The sequence below is a fragment of the Rhizobium sp. P1_E6 genome, assembly GCF_056405875.1.
The window spans coordinates 1-16,804 of record NZ_JBFUBG010000045.1; the positions used below are offsets into that span (position 1 = coordinate 1).

The window sequence follows — 16,804 nt, forward strand, 5'->3', positions numbered from 1 at the left end:
GGCAAGTGTTGCGTGCCTTTGCAACGCCAGAGGTGAGCTGGCGGCTGAATACCGACGTCGCCGACGTCGATCCGCAATTCATCCGCATGCTGGTCGCCTATGAAGATCAGCGTTTCTACGAGCATTCGGGAATCGATGTCTGGGCGCTCGGGCGCGCCGCCCTGCAATTCGTCAGCAACGGCCGCATCGTGTCCGGCGCCTCGACGCTCTCCATGCAGGTGGCAAGGCTGATCGAGCCGCGTGAAAGCCGGTCGTTTTCGGCAAAACTCCTGCAGATCATGCGCGCGGTGCAGATCGAGCGGCGGCTATCGAAGGGTGAGATCCTCGATCTCTATCTCACCCATGCGCCCTATGGCGGCAACCTGGAAGGCGTGCGCGCCGCAAGCCTTGCCTATTTCGGCAAGGAGCCGAAAAGGCTGACTGTGGCTGAAGCCGCCCTACTGGTCGCCCTGCCGCAACTGCCCGAAAAGCGCCGGCCGGACCGGAACCCGAAGGCGGCGGAAGCGGCGCGCAAACGTGTACTCGACCGTATCGCCGTGGCCGAGGTTGTCGGCGACGGCGAGGCCGAGCGCGCCGAGGGTGTCGCCATTCCCGCCCGCAGGCTGCAGCTTCCAGCCCTTGCCGCCCATGTCGCGGAAGCTGCATTGCGTAAGGATCCGAAAGCGATCCAGCACCAGACGACGCTGAACAAGCAGGTCCAGACGGGTCTCGAATCCGTCGCACGTGCCGAGACGATGAAGCTCGGACCAAAGCTGTCGCTCGCCTTGGTGATGGCGGACGCTCAGACCGGCGACATCGTCGGCGAGGTGGGATCAGCCGATTATTTCGATGCCAGCCGCTCCGGCTGGATCGATATGACGCGTATCAACCGATCACCCGGCTCGACACTCAAACCCTTCATCTATGGCCTTGCGTTCGAGCAGGGACTGGTCAGCCAGGAGACCATCATCGAGGACCGGCCGGCCGATTTCTTCGGGTACCGGCCGCGCAATTTCGACATGAGCTACCAGGGCGACGTGACCGTGCGCGAGGCCCTGCAGCTCTCCCTCAACGTGCCGGCCGTCAAGCTGCTCGATGCGGTCGGCCCGTCTCGCCTTTTGGTGCGCTTTCGCCGCGCCGAAGTGCGCCCGACCTTGCCGGTGAACGAGAGGCCGGGGCTGGCAATCGGCCTTGGTGGCGTCGGCATCACGCTGAAGGATCTCGTGCAGCTCTATACAGCGCTTGCCAATCGCGGCCAGCCGGTCAGGATCGGCGACGGTGTGACGGGCGCGCCCGGCAAGATCGACGGCGAGCCCTTGCTGGAGCCGGTCGCGGTCTGGAATATCGCCGATATTCTCTCGGGCGTCGTTCCGCCGGCCGGTGCGCCGCAGCGCGGCATCGCCTACAAGACCGGCACGAGCTACGGCTATCGCGATGCCTGGTCGGTCGGCTATGACGGACGTTACGTGCTTGGTGTGTGGGTCGGACGGCCTGACAATAGCGCCGTACCCGGTTTGACGGGGTATGGCACGGCCGCACCCATCCTTTTCGAGGCCTTGGCAAAATCCGGCATCGCCACGACACCGCTGCCGCGTGCGCCTTCCGGGGCGGTGCGCATCGCCCAGACCGACCTGCCGATCAGCCAGCGGCGTTTTGCGGTTAATGCAAACGGGCTGCTTGCCACTTCCGGCCGCGAGGCAGCACCCCAGATCGTCTATCCGCCGGAGGGTGCACATGTCGATCTCGGCGCCAGGCAGGGCGATCTCTCGCCGCTGATGCTCAAGCTGCAGGGCGGCAGGGCGCCCTTTCGCTGGCTTGCCAACGGCAAGCCACTGCCCGATCTCTCCCGCCGGCGCACGCAAAGCTGGATGCCTGACGGCGGCGGTTATTCCAAGCTGACGGTAATCGATTCCATGGGCCGGGCGGCCAGCGTCGGCGTCTTCGTCGACTGACGGGAACAAAAGCGTGTCGCAACCGTTTGAAGGTTTCCCTCCACACGGCAAAAGACCCGATGACATTACCCTCCGCGACCTACCGGGTCCAGTTCCGCAACGGCATGACGTTCGATCGCGCCCGCGGGCTCGTGCCCTACCTGCAATTGCTCGGCATCAGCCACCTCTATGCCTCACCGATCTTCACGGCCACCAGGGGATCGACGCATGGTTACGACGTGACCGACGCCAACGAGATCGACCCGGAACTTGGCGGAAGGGCGGGCTTCGATCTCCTGACGGATGCACTGTCAGAAGCAGGCATGGGCCTGATCCTCGACATCGTCCCGAACCACATGGCCGCTTCACTGGRGAATGGCTGGTGGCGAAGCGTCCTGGAATTCGGCAAGCACAGCCCTTTTAAAGACTATTTCGATATCGACTGGAGCGAGCGGCTGACCTTGCCGCAGCTCGGCAAAAGCTTCGATGAGAGCCTTGCTGCCGGCGAATTGACGATTGCCATCGACGAGGCGCATGGCAATTTCGCGCTCGGCTATTACGACACTCTCTTCCCGCTCAGCACGGAGAGCTATCGCMTGATCTCGGCGGAACTGGACGATCCGCTTCTCGCCGGGATGGCCGAACTGGCAGGCTCCGTCGGTGGTGATGACCTGCATCGCAGCTTGCGCGACATGATCTTTGAGGCCGGCGACCTCAAAAGCCTGAGCGGAAAGCTTGCAGAGCTTTCAAAAGACCATGCCCTTATGAGGCGGCTGCATGCGGCGCAGCACTGGCAGCTTCACCGCTGGCAGGAGGCTTCAAAACATCTGAGCTATCGGCGGTTTTTCGAAGTGACCGGGCTGGTCGGCCTGCGGGTCGAGGATATCAGGGTCTTCGAGGAGAGCCACCGTCTGGTTCTCGATCTCGTGCGCCAAGGCCAGGTTCAGGGCCTGCGCATCGACCATATCGATGGGCTGGCCGAACCGGGGGCCTATCTCGATCGCCTGCGCGCAGCGGTCGGCGCAGATACCTATATCGTCATTGAGAAAATCCTTGGACCCGGCGAGGGCCTGCCGGCCGATTGGCCGGTGCAGGGAACGACCGGCTACGAGTTCATTGCCGCCTTGAGCGGGCTTTTCGTGGAGGACAACGGTTTACAGACGCTCGATGAAGCCTATCGCCGACTGGCAGATGGCAATAGCGATTTCGAAGCAGGGCGGCGAACAGCCAAGCGGCTTATGGTCGAGCAGAATTTCGCCGGCGAGACGGCCCGCCTTGCACGCATTGCAGCCGGCCTCTTCCCCGAACTGTCTAGGGAGGAAATTACCGATGCGATCCGTGAGCTTCTGATCGCCTTTTGCGTCTACCGCACCTATGGCGCCGATGGCCCGCTCGATTCGCGGGACACGGGTCTGCTGAAAAAAGCCGAGATGGCGGCGGCCGGACATCTGGACTATGTGCAGGCGCTGCAAAGCATCGCGGCCATCCTTGAGGTCAGGAACGACAACGAGGCCGCCCGCGAATTCCGTATCCGTTTCCAGCAGCTCTCCGGCCCTGTCATGGCGAAAGCGATGGAAGATACGCTCTTCTACCGCTACAATCGGCTGTTGGCGGTCAACGAGGTCGGCGGCGAGCCGGATCATATGCCCGGCGGCATCGAAGCGTTTCACCTGATCATGCAGGACCGTGCGCGATCCCAGCCAGCAGGTCTTTCGGCGACATCGACGCATGATACCAAACGCGGCGAGGATACACGCAGCCGGCTTTATGCTGTGAGTGAAGGCGCCGGCGTCTTTGCCAACGCCATCGAACATTGGCGCAGAATGAACGAAAGCCACCGCACCGAGCTTTCGGATGGCATAGCACCCGAGCCCAATCTGGAATGGATGCTCTATCAGGCGCTTGCCGGCGCCTGGCCTGAAGAATTCGACCGCCGCCACGGGGATGCGCTACAACAGCGTTTCACCGCGTACGTGGAAAAGGCCATTCGGGAAGCGAAACTGCGCACTGACTGGACGGCGCCGAACACTGGTTATGAAGAGGCAGTGCTCACCTATGCGGCAGCGCTCCTCTCGCCCGACAACGACGCCTTCAGCGAGGATTTCGCCCGCGTTCTGCAGCCCTTCATCGAGGCCGGCTACGTCAACAGCCTGTCGCAGACGCTGATCAAGCTGACGGCGCCGGGCATTCCCGACATCTATCAGGGGTCGGAAGGCTTCGACTTCAGTTTTGTCGATCCCGATAACAGACGCCTGCCGGATTTCGAAATACTGAGCGGCTGGCTTGCCGAAGGCGGTGCGCTCGCACGGCTGCAGGCGGCGGCGTTAAAGCAGCGCATCATCCAGATCGGCCTCGGGCTCAGGCTGGAGCACCGCGGACTTTTCGCCAACGGCGACTATCTGCCGCTTTCGGTCACCGGTAGCAGGCGTGACCACGTCGTTGCCTTTGCCCGTCTGCATGATGATGGAAATTTCGCCATCACCGTCGTCCCAAGGCTGATGTTCGGCTGGCTCGACCCCGGCGTGCTTTTTGCCGGACCGGAATTCTGGGAGGATACAGCAATATCAGCGCCATCGCCGCTGCACGGTCTCAAGGCCGATCTCCTGACCGGCAAGGTGCTGGAGCCAGGAAGCAAGATCTCGCTAGCCGCCCTTCTCGGCGACCAGCCGGCGGCTCTGATCGTGCCGGCCTGACGATAATCTCAAAAATATCTGCGCCAGTGAAAAAACCTGTTGACCTTCCAGTTGCTGGAAGGTCCATAACGCTGTCCGGATGCCAGAAAGGCATGAAAGGCGCAGCTTTATGGATACCAAGCACAATCATCACCACGACCATGATCATCATGGGCATGATTGCGACGATCACCATCATGCCAACGGCGCGCAATGCGGTTGCGGCCACGGCGAAAAGGTTGAAGACGTGGTGGTGCGCGATGCCGTCTGCGGCATGACGGTCGATCCGAACGCCGGAAAACCTTCGCTCGATTATGAAGGTCATGTCTATCACTTCTGCAGCGATGGCTGTCGCAAGAAATTCGAGGCGGCACCGCACGATTATCTGACCGCCAAGGACCCGGTCTGCGGCATGACAGTAAACCGCTCGAACGCCAAACATTTCCTCAAGCATGAGGGCGAAAAATTCTATTTCTGCTCGGCGGGCTGCAAGGCGAAGTTCGAGGCCGATCCCGAAACCTATCGCCATGGCAAGAAGCCAGTGGCAGCTGTCATGCCGAAGGGCACGCTCTATACCTGCCCGATGCATCCCGAAATCGTCCGCGACCATCCCGGCGACTGCCCGAAATGCGGCATGGCGCTGGAGCCGGTGGGCATTCCCCCTGAAGACGAAGGCCCCAACCCGGAACTCTTGGATTTTATCCGGCGGCTGTGGGTCAGTGCTGTTCTTTCCATTCCGCTCCTGATCCTGACCATGGGCCCGATGCTTGGGCTGTCGTGGCCGCGTGAGACGCTCGGCGAGCCCTTGGCGAGCTATGTCGAACTGTTGCTGGCAACACCCGTCGTGCTCTGGGCAGCCCTTCCCTTCTTCCGCAGGGCATGGGCATCGCTCGTCAACCGTAGCCCCAACATGTGGACGCTGATCGGCCTCGGCGTCGGCACGGCCTATGTCTACAGCGTCGTGGCGACTTTGGCGCCGAACCTCTTCCCGCACAGTTTCCGCGGCCACGGCGGCTCCGTCCCCGTTTATTTCGAGGCGGCTGCCGTCATCGTGACGCTCGTCTTCGTCGGGCAGGTGCTGGAATTGAAGGCCCGCGAACGCACCGGCTCGGCGATCCGCGCCCTGCTTGATCTTGCGCCGAAAACCGCGCGCCGCGTTAACGCCGACGGCAGCGAAAGCGATGTGCCCGTCGACGAGGTCCAGGCCGGCGACCGCTTGCGCGTGCGCCCCGGCGAACGCGTGCCCGTCGACGGTTCCGTGACCGAGGGCCAGTCGACCATCGACGAATCGATGATCACCGGCGAACCGCTACCGGTCGAAAAAGCCAAGGGCGACACGCTGACCGGCGGCACCATGAACAGGAATGGCGCGCTGATCATGACCGCCGAGAAAGTCGGCACTGAGACGACACTCTCGCGCATCGTCGAGATGGTGGCGAAGGCGCAGCGTTCGCGCGCGCCGATCCAGGGCGCCGTCGACCGTGTTTCGGCGATCTTCGTGCCGGCCGTCGTCGCCGCCGCCCTTGCCGCCTTCCTCGTCTGGTCCTTCGTCGGGCCGGAGCCGCGGCTGGCCAATGCGCTGCTGGCCGCCGTCGCCGTGCTGATCATCGCCTGCCCCTGTGCACTTGGCTTGGCAACACCGATGTCGATCATGATCGCCACCGGGCGCGGCGCGCAGGAAGGTGTGCTGATTAAGGACGCGCAGGCTCTGGAGCGCTTTTCGAAGGTCGACACGCTCATCGTCGACAAGACCGGCACACTGACCGAGGGCAAGCCAAAGCTGACAGACCTTGTGGCTTTAGGCAGCACGGATGAAACCCGTCTTCTGGCACTTGCCGCAAGCCTGGAGCGAGGATCCGAGCATCCGCTCGCCGAAGCCATCGTCTCCGGTGCGCAAGAACGCGGTATTGCCTTTAACGACGTCACCGGCTTTCAGGCAAGGACAGGCAAGGGTGTCGAAGGCACGGTCGGCGGGGTGTCCGTCACGCTCGGCAACGCCGCCATGCTTGCCGATCTCGGCATCGATCCATCAGCACTGTCGGGCAAAACCGAAACGTTGCGCGATGAAGGTAAGACGGTGATGTTCGTGGTCCTTGACGGCGCACTCGCCGGCCTCGTCGCCGTCGCCGATCGGATCAAGCCGACGACGGCTGCCGCGATCAAGGCGCTGCATGACAGCGGCCTGAAGATCATCATGGCAACCGGCGACAATGAGCGCACGGCGCGCGCGGTGGCTAAAAGCCTTGGCATTGACGCGGTGCATGCGGATGTTCTGCCCGAGGATAAAAAGGTTCTGGTCGATGACCTCAGGGCCCAAGGCGCGGTCATCGCGATGGCGGGTGACGGCGTCAATGACGCCCCTGCCCTTGCGGCTGCCGATGTCGGCATCGCGATGGGCACAGGAGCCGACGTTGCGATGGAAAGTGCGGGCATTACATTGGTGAAGGGTGACCTCAACGGCATCGTGCGCGCCCGACGGCTGGCTGAGGCGACGATGCGCAACATCCGCCAGAACCTCGCCTTTGCCTTTGGCTACAACGCGCTCGGCATACCGCTGGCGGCCGGCGTTCTCTACCCGATCTTCGGCCTGTTGCTCTCGCCGATGATTGCAGCTGCCGCCATGAGCCTCTCGTCGGTCTCGGTCATCGCCAATGCGCTGAGGCTAAGGGTCGAGACATTGTCAGGAGACAAGCGATGAATATCGGCGAAGCCTCGGAACGCTCCGGTCTACCCTCGAAGACCATCCGCTACTATGAGGATATCGGACTGATCCGCCCCGACCGGGGCGGAAACGGCTACCGGGATTATGCAGCCGCCGACGTGCACAAGCTTCGCTTCCTGCAACGCTCGCGCGGCCTCGGTTTCTCGGTAGAGGAATGCCGCCAGCTCTTGGCGCTCTACGAGGACAAGAGCCGGGCGAGCGCCGACGTCAAAGGGATCGCCGAGACGAAGCTTTCGGAAATCGACCGCAAGATCCGCGAGCTGACGGAGTTGCGCCACACGCTGGAACATCTCGTCCATGCCTGCCACGGCAACGACCGGCCCGACTGTCCGATCCTCGAAGGACTTTCCGACAGCGCTCCCTGACGGCGCCAATGCTCTCCAAAAGTTGAGGGCGCACGTCTCGTTCCAATATCAGGAAAGCCCAAGATCAGGAGAGCGGAGGCCGGTCTTGGCCGGCCGCATCGGTGGGCTTGCCCTGGTCTTCGGCTTCCTCGTCCTGCTCATCCTCGGCAGCGGTGTCGTCCAGCCGGTGCTTGATCGCCAGAGCATAGATGACATCGAGGATATTGCGGTCCTTCAGGTGGGGATCGGTAAGTGCCAGCAGCGAGGCGCGAACGATCTTCTTGCTGGAGGCCTTCGGACAGCGCTTGCGGACAAAATCATAAAGTGCATCGCCCACCAGACCGTCCATCGCGCCGTCCACGAGAGCCTCGTAGACCCGCTTCTTCTCTTTCATACTCTATGGTCCCCTTACAATTCTGCGGGGCATAGTCTGTCATAGAACCGTCATAAACAACCGCCGAACGCGATCTGTCGACGATTGACCAGCTGTGCAATCGTGGAAAAGCGATGATTTTTCGCCTCGCTTTTCCGGGCGTCGGGAGGATCTCGGGGCCGGCTGAGCGGAAATTGCTCTGCCAAGCCGGCCCCGGCAGACTCAATCCGCAAGCTGCAGCTTCAGCGCGGTGACACCGACAGCCAGATTGACGCCGACCTCGCCATCGAGCGAAACCGGCTGCAGCGAGACGGTCTTGCTCGTTCCGCCGACCAGCACATTGGCGCCGCCGCCGACGCCGACGCTCGCATCAGCCGTGACACCGGCATAATTGCCCCCGAGGCCGGCAACCGGTTCGCGCGTGGCGTTGAAGACCAGCCACACCATCCGGCCCTTTTCGACTGTGCCGACATCGAGGCCGAAATTGGTGATCGTGCCGACATAGCGCTGTCTGGCATCGCCTGGAGCGCTCGGCGTGTAGGTGCAGTCGACGTCCTGCTTGGAACCGACGATGACACCGATGCCCTTGGAAACGTCGCAATCCAGCGTGCCGACATCGGCCTGGGCGGCGTTTGCAACGACAGGGGCGGCCAGCATGCCGGCTGCCAGGAGAGAAAGAAGAGTGGTTTTCATGATAAATCCTGTTCGGAGTTGGAGATCGCATCGTGGCACAGCGCGTCAGGAGGACGGGTGTCGTCCGATTTCGTCGGCGGGGCTCGCCGATCGACGAAAAGAATAGGTGAGCAGTTCGACGCGATAAAATCACCTGCTGGTTTAGACGGGCCAATACGTAAGTTTAGTTCCGCCGTGCCAGGGATGGGCGTATCTTCTTCTCCATCGCCTGACGCCTCCTCCTGACAGGCGATAAAGATCTCGGTTAAGGCTTCCCGGTGTCCCTCCCCTCCGCCCGAAGTCACGGATTGCCCGAGGATCCGCAAATGGCCGCCTTCCGCATATCGGAGGCGGCCTCTTTTTTTGGCTGTGTGGCTATCGACCGCAAGCGAGGCCGCGGCCGCCTCGGATGCCGGCAATGCAAGGCGTACCTGAACCTACCGGCAGGCGGCCTAGACGTAGGTATGATTCAGCAATGCAGCATGCGCGACTAACCTTCACGCCACCGGGAAGAAGCCCGGCTTGATCACCACAAAGACGAGGTGCCGTCATGTATCAGGATTCGATTGATCACTTCGCCCAGTCCGGCGAAGAGAAAGCAGCGGCAGTCCGAAGCCACTTTCCTGCCTTTCTGATCGGCGCGGCGATGGCCGGGGCCTATATCGGTTTCGGCGATATCATCATGTTCACCGTCGGCGCTCATGCCGATCCGGCTTGGGCGCATCTCGTCATGGGCATCGTCTTCTCGTCCGCCCTGACAATCGTCGTCTTTGCCGGCAGCGAACTCTTCACGGGAACGGCGATGTATATGCCGCTTGCGGTGCTGACCAGGCGCATCCGGATGTCCGATATGCTGCTTGTCTGGGTCACGGCCTGGATCGGCAACCTGATCGGCGCCATGGCGCTTGCCGGCCTCTTCCGCCTGGCGGGCGGTGGCGTGCTTTTGGGCGATGGAAGTCAGGCGTTCTTTTCCATCGTTTCGGCCAAGATGTCGGCAGGATCGCTGGAACTTTTCGCGCGCGGCATTCTCTGCAACTGGCTCGTCTGCCTCGCCATCTGGATGGCGGGACGTACGGAAAACGCCGCTGCCAAGATCATGCTGATCTTCTGGCCGATCACCATTTTCGTGGCCGCCGGCTACGAACACAGCGTCGCCAACATGTTCACCTTCTCGATGGCGCTGATGGGCGAGCATCCCGCAAACATCACGGTTTCTGCAGCCGTACATAATCTCATCTGGGTCACGCTCGGCAACCTTATCGGCGGCGCTGTCTTCATGGCCCWTGGTTACTGGCTGCAGGTCGACGGCAGCGGCCATGTCTCCTTCACACCGGCGCCGGTCCGCATCCGTGCAAGGATATCCACCGACCGAAGCAAGAAGTGAAGTGTGCCATGGCCGAGCCGACCACCATCACCAGCCTCAGTCCGTCCGAGCCTGCTCGCCCGTCGCAGCCGTCGGAGGCCCCTACCGCGCCCGCGGCTGCCTCCCCAGCGGCCATGGCATCACTGAGACGCTTTGCCATTCCCCTCATCGCCATTGCCCTTGTCAGCAGCGGTGTGGCGATCGTAACCGTCGATTGGAACCGTTGGGTGGCTGGCGCGTCGCGCCAATCGACCGACGATGCGGTTGTCAGCGCTGATGTGTCGACGCTCAGCGCCCAGATCAGCGGCATCGTCCAGACCACCCCGGTCACCGACTATCAGACCGTGGCCAAGGGCCAGTTGCTCGCCGAAATCGACCCGCGTGAATATGATGCGGCAGTCGCCGTTTCGAAGGCCAATCTTGCAGCCGCGACCGCGTCGCTTGCCAATCTGGCAAACCAGATCGAATTGCAGAAGGCCGTCGTACAGGTAGCTGAAGCGCAGAACGCATCGGCCCAGGCACAGCAGACCCAGACCGAACAGGAGTTCCACCGCCAGACCAGCCTTGGCGGGGCGACCTCGCAACAGCTTCTGCAGCAGGCGCAAGCCGCCTATCTGCAGGCGCAGGCCTCGGTCAAATCGACGGCAGCTTCGATCGAGCAGCAAAAGGCCCAGCTTAACGTTCTGAACGGACAATCCCCACTGCTGCAGGCTCAGGTGAATGCCGCTGAGGCCTCGCTGGATACGGCGTTGATCCGCCAGGGCTATGCCCGCATCTACGCCCCGTTCGACGGCGTCATCGGTCGCAGGCTCGTCCATGAAGGCGATTTCGTCACGGCAGGCACAAGCCTCGTGTCGGAGGTCCCACTTCCGAGCGTCTACATCACCGCCAATTTCAAGGAGACGCAGCTCTCCCGGATAACGCCGGGCCGGACTGCCGATATCACTGTCGACACCTTCCCCGGCCAAAGGCTGCACGGCAAGGTCGTCGGCCTGTCGCCGGCAAGCGGTTCGATCTTCGCGCTGCTGCCGCCTGACAATGCGACCGGAAACTACACCAAGGTCGTCCAGCGCATTCCAGTCAAGATCGTCTTCGATCCCGGCCAGCCGCTGGTGGATCGGCTCAAGCCCGGCATGTCGGCCGTCGTGACGATCGATACGAAGCCGGACCTCAGCCAATGAGCTCGGCACCGCGCGCCTTTGGTCCGCTGACCAGCGGCACGACGACGAGCCACCCTATTCTAATCGTCACGGCGCTGCTGCTTGCCTCCTTCGTGGTCGGCTTCGACACGCGCGTTTTCGCCGTCGGCCTGCCGGATATCCGTGGCGCCTATTCGCTGGGCTTCGACGAGGCGTCCTGGCTCAGCACCGTCGCCAATGCGCCGCAGATCCTCATCTCATCGGCAGTGGCCTGGCTTGTGACGGTCTTTGGCGTACGCCGCGTGATGATCCCGACGACATTGGTCTATGCCGGTATTTCGCTCGCCATTCCCATGGTCCATGACGGCACCGCACTCTTTGTGCTGCATGCAGCAAGAGCCCTTTTGCTCGGCGTCTTCATTCCGGCCACCATCATGGTGATCTTTCGGAATCTGGATATGAAATACTGGCTGATCGGCCTCTCGATCTACGCACTTCGCGTGCCGCTGTCGCAAAATCTCGGCTTTGTGCTGGTCGGCATCTACGATGATTATCTCGGCTGGCAGTGGGTCTATTGGCAGGACGTGATCGTCACGCCGATCATAGCGCTGCTCCTCATCATTGGCGCCCCGAAGGAAGAGATCAATATCGGTCTGCTCGAAGGCGCCGACTGGGGCGGCATGATGCTGCTTGGATGTTCAATGACCATGGTTTATGTTGGTCTCGATCAGGGCAACCGGCTGGACTGGTTCAACTCCGGCATCGTTACTTCGCTGCTCGCGGGCGGTGCTCTCCTCTTCATCGGCTTCCTCATAAACGAGAGCGTCGTTGCCAATCCCTGGGCGCATGCGAGCGTGATCCTGTCGCGCAATATCGGCATCGGCTATGCGATCATCATCGCTTTCACCTTTGCAAGTTCCGGCGCCTCGCTTTCCATTCCAGGCTTCCTGCAGACGGTCGTGGGATTGCGGCCGATCGCCATCTCCGAACTCTATATCTTCGGTGCCGTTATCCCGGTCTTCCTGTTCATTGTCCTTGCGATCTTCCTGCTGCGAAGGATCGACGCGCGGCTCTGCATCATGATGGGCCTAACTGCTATGGCGCTCGGCTCTCTCTGGGGATCAAACCTCACCATTACATGGGCGCCCCTTAACTTCCTGCCGGTCGTGCTGCTGCATACGGCCGGGCAATCCTTTGCCTTCTTTGCGACAGTCGTCTACCTGATTGCCAATTCCGATCCTAAACGCTCGACAGCGGTCTCGGCCTATATCCAGGTGATCCGGCTCGGCAGCGTCGAGCTGACGCTCAGCCTGTTAAACACCTGGCTTCGCCAACGCGAGCAATACCATTCCAATATATTGACCGGGCCGATTTCCTCATCCTCGGGCAGCCTTCACGACGCTTTGGCGAACCTGGAGACGCTGTTCGGCACCGCGCATCACGGGAGCCTCAAGGCCCTCACAACGGTCGCAACAGCAGTCCGCGCGCAGGCGAGCGTGCTTGCCTATGCCGATGTCTTCATCCTCTCCTTCTGTTTTGCGATTGCAGGCATTGCCCTTGTCGCCTGCATGGGCGCCATGCCCTTCGGGCCCCTGCATCCCGATTTCCGCAAGAACCCACCGGCCGCCGACGCGCGTCCGGCCTCAGCCGGCTGACCGGGCGTCGCTCGATATTTTTCGAATAAGGCTTGGTGCGCCGGACGAGATGAAACTGGGCATCCTATATGATTGCTTTCCCGTTGTAATTTCAGAAGCAGTGGCGTTAGCGATATTCGGCACGCCGTCCGCCCTTCTTGGATTTCGCCCCCGATGACGGTGTCGCCTCGTTGACTGGTTTCTATATAGGCCCAACGGGACAATCGGACGGGCGCGAGTTGTTCCAGCTGTCGATGAGTAGTGTTTTGTGATCCTTCCACCATTCCCTTATTTTGGACTCATAGCGTTCAAGGCCTCTGTTTCCACGAAGCCGGGCACAGGAATCGATACTGAAACTGGCTGTCTCGCCATCGTACTTCACGGCGAAATGGGGCGGCGGGTGTTCGTCGAAGAACATCATGATACGCAGGCCACTATAGATATCGACAATGAACTCGATGGAATGCTCGTCAGCGGGTCGTATTCTTGAAAGCAGGTCAAAGATCGGGCCCCCATCAAGATAGTGTACTTTAGTCTGCGAGTTATCCATTTCTGTCCGCCTGGTGGAGGTGACGTATCTTCTCCTGAAGGGCAGCCGTCACGAAGATACCGTTCCTATACCCCAGCTTCGCAGCGGCCAGAAGTTCTCGGCTCGCTCCTCCACGGTGAAATGAAACTCCTTGAACCGTCGCGCCGCGATGCGCTGCAGCATGTCCGAAAACTGCGCTCTGGTTACTTCCAGCGAGAGGCTCAGAGACGGCAGGCCTTCAGTCTGGAAGAATACGCCCGCATCAGGAAACTCCGTCTTCATGGGCGTAGGCGTCATAATCATAACGACGCCCGGCCACCGGAACGCTGCATTCGGCATTATGAGCGCGGCGGTAAGGACAATGTAGGTAAACTCGACCAACTGACGGGGTGGACCCGGCTGGACCACCTGGCCGAAATTGATGCCGGGCGCGCCCACGATTTCTCCACGCCAATCGGTCGCCACGATCGGCGGCAACCGAAGACCGCTGGACTTTTATGGGCTGTCATTTCGCGGCTGCAAAGCCGGGAAGCGTGGCAACATTGGTGCCTGCTGCCTCTAGCCGACGCCTAGCCGCCGCGACAACCTCCGCGCCGAACTGGCGCGCGTGCCGCAGGACGATGGCCTCACCGGTCAGCTCCGGCATATTCCGCTCCAGCAGCATCGAGAAGCCGTCGGTGCTGCTGGCGCTCATGGCCCAGTCCTGAAGGGTCTGCGTCTCTCCCACCCTCGCGACTTTCTGCCTTGTGCGCGCGAGCCGGGTGGTCTTTCCCCGCTCTTCAGACAGGACATGCTCGAATGCGTGTATCGTCTGCCAGAAGTCATGCTCCACGGTCCCGGGCTTCTCTTTCGGCAGGATCGAAACCAACCTGGGGAATGCGGCGTCAGCAACCCGCGRCTCGCCCTTGTCCCGGGCGTTCTTGATCCATGATCTCAGCCTTTCTGGATCGTCGCAGTTTCCGATCAACTCCAAAATCTTCGTCACATCGCTCATGCTGCCCTCCCTTAAGCCCCCTGACTCATTGAGTCTTTTATATCAGCAAGCCATTGATTGTTCTATATTCGTTTTTAGCCCTGATAGGGCTATAGTAGGATACAAAACAATCAAAAGCCTTGACGTCACCTTGGACAATAGATTATTCTGTATATGGATTTAGCCTCAGGAGGGCTAAAATTGCATGAAAAACAATCTGCGCACACTGGGAAAGGCCGAGAGCAAGGTCGTGCTAACCCTCCGCGAGGAGGGCCGCTCATTGGTGCAGACTGCGGATATTCTGGACATCCTCGGTCCGGACATACCCGAATCCTCTGCGCGCAAGGTCATCCGCAACCTTGTGCGCAAGGGATGGCTGTCGCGTATCGTTGGCGGGAAGTATATGCTGCTCCCGCCTGAGCACGGTCCTGAAAATCTTGGCGAGAACAATGTACTCGCACTCGCGGCGGCTGCGATCCAACCCTCTTATATCGGCTGGTGGTCCGCCGCCTCCTGGCACGGCTTCACCACTCAAAAGCCGATGACCGTGTTCGTCGCTGTCACGCGCCAGACACCGGCGAAAGTGATCGAGGGCAGCGCCGTGCGCTTCGTCAAAGTCACTGCCCGCAAGTTCTTCGGCTATGAATCCTACAACATCTACGGCCGCATGGTCGCCCTTTCCACGCCGGTAAAAACGCTGCTCGATTGCCTCGACCGCCCGGATCTCGCCGGCGGTCCTGCCGAACTGGCGCGCATCACCCATAGCGCTCTTCCCGAAGCCCTTCCGCGTGACGTGCTGGCGACCGCCACGGCGATGAAATCCAGAGCCGTTCTCCAGCGCCTCGGTTTCCTCTCCGACCTCGTCGGCAGGCCCTTGCCGGAGCAGGTCAGATCAAGAATTCGTGACTTGATACCGGGCAGCTACCGATCCTATTTCGGTCGCGCCGGACAGCGCGAGGGCGATATCGGCTATGTCGCCGCGTGGGGCTTGTTCGTGCATGCGCGCAAAGAGGACCTGCTGGCTGAAGTGCCGCGTATCCGCGGACGGGAGGAAGGCTGATGCTGTCCGCTAACGACCTGCGCAAAGTCGCGGCCCGCTCAGGCGCCCGCGATATCGGTAACGTCGAAATCGACGTGATCCTCACCTACCTGCTCCAGCTTTTCACGGAAAAGGGCATTACCGAACACGTCGCCTTCAAGGGCGGAACGATGCTGCGAAAGATGGTCTTCGGGCCGCGCGGACGCCTTTCGACAGACCTCGATTTCACGCGCCGCACCGACATTCCGGTCGATGACTTGATGTTGATGATGCTGGAGGCGCTGGACCAGCCCTACCACGGCCTGTCCTTCCGGTTTGACAAGGACAAGGACGGGTATCTGACCGACGAAGGCTGCGCCGCAAATCCGTTTTGTTTTCATGCCGACAATGAGAAAGGCGTGAAGATCAAGTTGCAGGTCAGCACGCGCGAGATGCCGGTTCTGCCGGTGGCAGCAGCAGCGCAGATCGAACAGGATTATTTCAGGCTTCTGCCGTTCAAGCCCGACGCGATCCCGTCGATCGCCTTTGAGGAAGCCGTTGCCGAGAAAATTCGCGCCGCCAGCCAGCGCTCGAAAATTCGCGACCTGCACGACCTGGCCGAGATCGCGCGCCGCGCATTCGACCGCGAGCTTGTCCGGTCGCTCGCTGTCCTAAAGCTTTGGAATAGCGGCGGCGCGGGCCTTGATTACGACCGCTTCGCCGCGCGGGTCAAAGGGGGTGGTGATTACGATATCGGCGACCTGACGGCGCTTCTCCGCAAGGATGAAAAACCCGACCTTGAGGGCATGATCGGCCGTGTCGTCGAAGGGTTTCGGTTTCTCGCGGAGCTCACCGACGCGGAAAAATTTTTGGTTATTGATGGCGCGCAAAAGAACCGCAAGGAAGCGGCTGCGCTCATCGAAGCGCTACAGAGCGCCCATTAACGAACCGGTCGCGCCGACATCCTATCGGAGAACTTCAAAGGCCAACTCCTCCCATTTCGCTCAAACGGCTGGAAGCTCCCCAACAGGTGCGCTGGATTCCAGCCATCCCTTGACCGTGAAGCTGATCTCTTCAGCCGTCATAGCATACTTACCTCGGAGAGCGCATTCCCACGCTATCAAGACCCGCCAATCAGCTCCTCTCAACAGCGCGACGTTTCGATCGTCTCTCAAACGGTTCGCCTGGAACTTTTGAATCCAAAATTCTCGCCTGCTTTTCGGCACGGTGGACCGATAACAGTCATGCGAATGCTAGTAGCATCCGTGAACGAACAGAACCGCTTTGAAACGTGGGAAAACGAAATCGGGGCTTCCAGGAAGAGACCGGTCGTGAAGCCTGTATCGCAATCCCGCTCGATGCAATACGCGCCTCAAAAGCATTTCGGCGCCCGTGTTTTTCTGGCCTACGCGCGCCATAATCTTGGACCGGGTCTGTGTGTCGACGGTATCCACT

General features: G+C 61.0%; 15 protein-coding genes. 9 read left to right on the top strand and 6 right to left on the bottom strand.

The window, feature by feature from the left end; all coding sequences use genetic code 11:
- From pbpC to cueR, 4 genes are all read left to right on the top strand, one after another.
- Positions 1 to 1,931 (top strand): penicillin-binding protein 1C (gene pbpC / locus AC1D35_RS20495; RefSeq protein ID WP_477939794.1); only part of this gene is annotated, 1,931 nt, incomplete at its 5' end.
- 59 nt (positions 1,932 to 1,990) lie between these two features.
- Positions 1,991 to 4,603 (top strand): malto-oligosyltrehalose synthase, encoded by a 2,613-nt coding sequence (treY, locus tag AC1D35_RS20500; RefSeq protein ID WP_477939796.1) that lies wholly within the window; start codon positions 1,991 to 1,993, stop codon positions 4,601 to 4,603.
- Between the two features lie 109 nt (positions 4,604 to 4,712).
- The gene (locus tag AC1D35_RS20505) at positions 4,713 to 7,280 is read left to right on the top strand and encodes a heavy metal translocating P-type ATPase (RefSeq protein WP_477939798.1); all 2,568 of its coding nucleotides are present in this window, start codon (positions 4,713 to 4,715) and stop codon (positions 7,278 to 7,280) included.
- Positions 7,277 to 7,669 carry a Cu(I)-responsive transcriptional regulator gene (gene cueR, locus AC1D35_RS20510; protein ID WP_477939800.1) on the top strand — a complete coding sequence of 131 codons (393 nt, stop codon included), beginning with the start codon at positions 7,277 to 7,279 and terminating at the stop codon, positions 7,667 to 7,669. The genes AC1D35_RS20505 and cueR overlap by 4 nt, the downstream gene beginning before the upstream one ends.
- Positions 7,670 to 7,733: 64 nt before the next feature.
- On the opposite strand, the gene AC1D35_RS20515 is transcribed toward cueR, so the two are convergent.
- A complete protein-coding gene (locus AC1D35_RS20515) occupies positions 7,734 to 8,042 on the bottom strand; it encodes a hypothetical protein (RefSeq protein ID WP_477939801.1) in 309 nt (102 codons plus the stop codon).
- A 201-nt stretch (positions 8,043 to 8,243) separates the two neighbouring features.
- Positions 8,244 to 8,714 carry a DUF992 domain-containing protein gene (locus tag AC1D35_RS20520; RefSeq protein WP_477939804.1) on the bottom strand — a complete coding sequence of 157 codons (471 nt, stop codon included), beginning with the start codon at positions 8,712 to 8,714 and terminating at the stop codon, positions 8,244 to 8,246.
- A gap of 529 nt (positions 8,715 to 9,243) precedes the next feature.
- On the opposite strand from AC1D35_RS20520, the gene AC1D35_RS20525 reads away from it, so the two are divergent.
- From AC1D35_RS20525 to AC1D35_RS20535, 3 genes are read left to right on the top strand one after another with little or no spacing between them, the layout of a single operon-like run.
- Positions 9,244 to 10,077: a formate/nitrite transporter family protein gene (locus AC1D35_RS20525; RefSeq protein WP_477939806.1), complete on the top strand. Its 834-nt coding sequence runs from the start codon at positions 9,244 to 9,246 to the stop codon at positions 10,075 to 10,077.
- A gap of 8 nt (positions 10,078 to 10,085) precedes the next feature.
- Positions 10,086 to 11,237 carry an HlyD family secretion protein gene (locus tag AC1D35_RS20530; RefSeq protein ID WP_477939807.1) on the top strand — a complete coding sequence of 384 codons (1,152 nt, stop codon included), beginning with the start codon at positions 10,086 to 10,088 and terminating at the stop codon, positions 11,235 to 11,237.
- On the top strand, positions 11,234 to 12,850 hold the full coding sequence (locus tag AC1D35_RS20535) for an MFS transporter (RefSeq protein WP_477939809.1): 1,617 nt from the start codon (positions 11,234 to 11,236) through the stop codon (positions 12,848 to 12,850). Before AC1D35_RS20530 ends, AC1D35_RS20535 begins: the two co-directional genes overlap by 4 nt.
- Positions 12,851 to 13,031: 181 nt before the next feature.
- Here AC1D35_RS20535 and AC1D35_RS20540 read toward each other — a convergent pair whose 3' ends face one another.
- From AC1D35_RS20540 to AC1D35_RS20550, 3 genes are all read right to left on the bottom strand, one after another.
- Positions 13,032 to 13,379 (bottom strand): DUF4160 domain-containing protein, encoded by a 348-nt coding sequence (locus AC1D35_RS20540; protein ID WP_477939811.1) that lies wholly within the window; start codon positions 13,377 to 13,379, stop codon positions 13,032 to 13,034.
- 48 nt (positions 13,380 to 13,427) lie between these two features.
- Entirely contained in the window at positions 13,428 to 13,796 is a 369-nt protein-coding gene (locus tag AC1D35_RS20545; protein ID WP_477939813.1) for a hypothetical protein, read from the bottom strand.
- Between the two features lie 67 nt (positions 13,797 to 13,863).
- Positions 13,864 to 14,352, bottom strand: a complete 489-nt coding sequence (locus AC1D35_RS20550; RefSeq protein WP_477939815.1) for a hypothetical protein — start codon at positions 14,350 to 14,352, stop codon at positions 13,864 to 13,866.
- Positions 14,353 to 14,536: 184 nt separating this feature from the next.
- Here AC1D35_RS20550 and AC1D35_RS20555 point away from each other — a divergent pair, with 184 nt between their 5' ends.
- Together AC1D35_RS20555 and AC1D35_RS20560 are read left to right on the top strand one after the other, a co-directional pair.
- Positions 14,537 to 15,391 carry a type IV toxin-antitoxin system AbiEi family antitoxin domain-containing protein gene (locus AC1D35_RS20555; protein WP_477939817.1) on the top strand — a complete coding sequence of 285 codons (855 nt, stop codon included), beginning with the start codon at positions 14,537 to 14,539 and terminating at the stop codon, positions 15,389 to 15,391.
- 161 nt (positions 15,392 to 15,552) lie between these two features.
- On the top strand, positions 15,553 to 16,293 hold the full coding sequence (locus AC1D35_RS20560; RefSeq protein WP_477939819.1) for a nucleotidyl transferase AbiEii/AbiGii toxin family protein: 741 nt from the start codon (positions 15,553 to 15,555) through the stop codon (positions 16,291 to 16,293).
- A 309-nt stretch (positions 16,294 to 16,602) separates the two neighbouring features.
- Here AC1D35_RS20560 and AC1D35_RS20565 read toward each other — a convergent pair whose 3' ends face one another.
- Positions 16,603 to 16,803: a hypothetical protein gene (locus AC1D35_RS20565; RefSeq protein WP_477939821.1), complete on the bottom strand. Its 201-nt coding sequence runs from the start codon at positions 16,801 to 16,803 to the stop codon at positions 16,603 to 16,605.
- Position 16,804 lies beyond the last annotated feature (1 nt).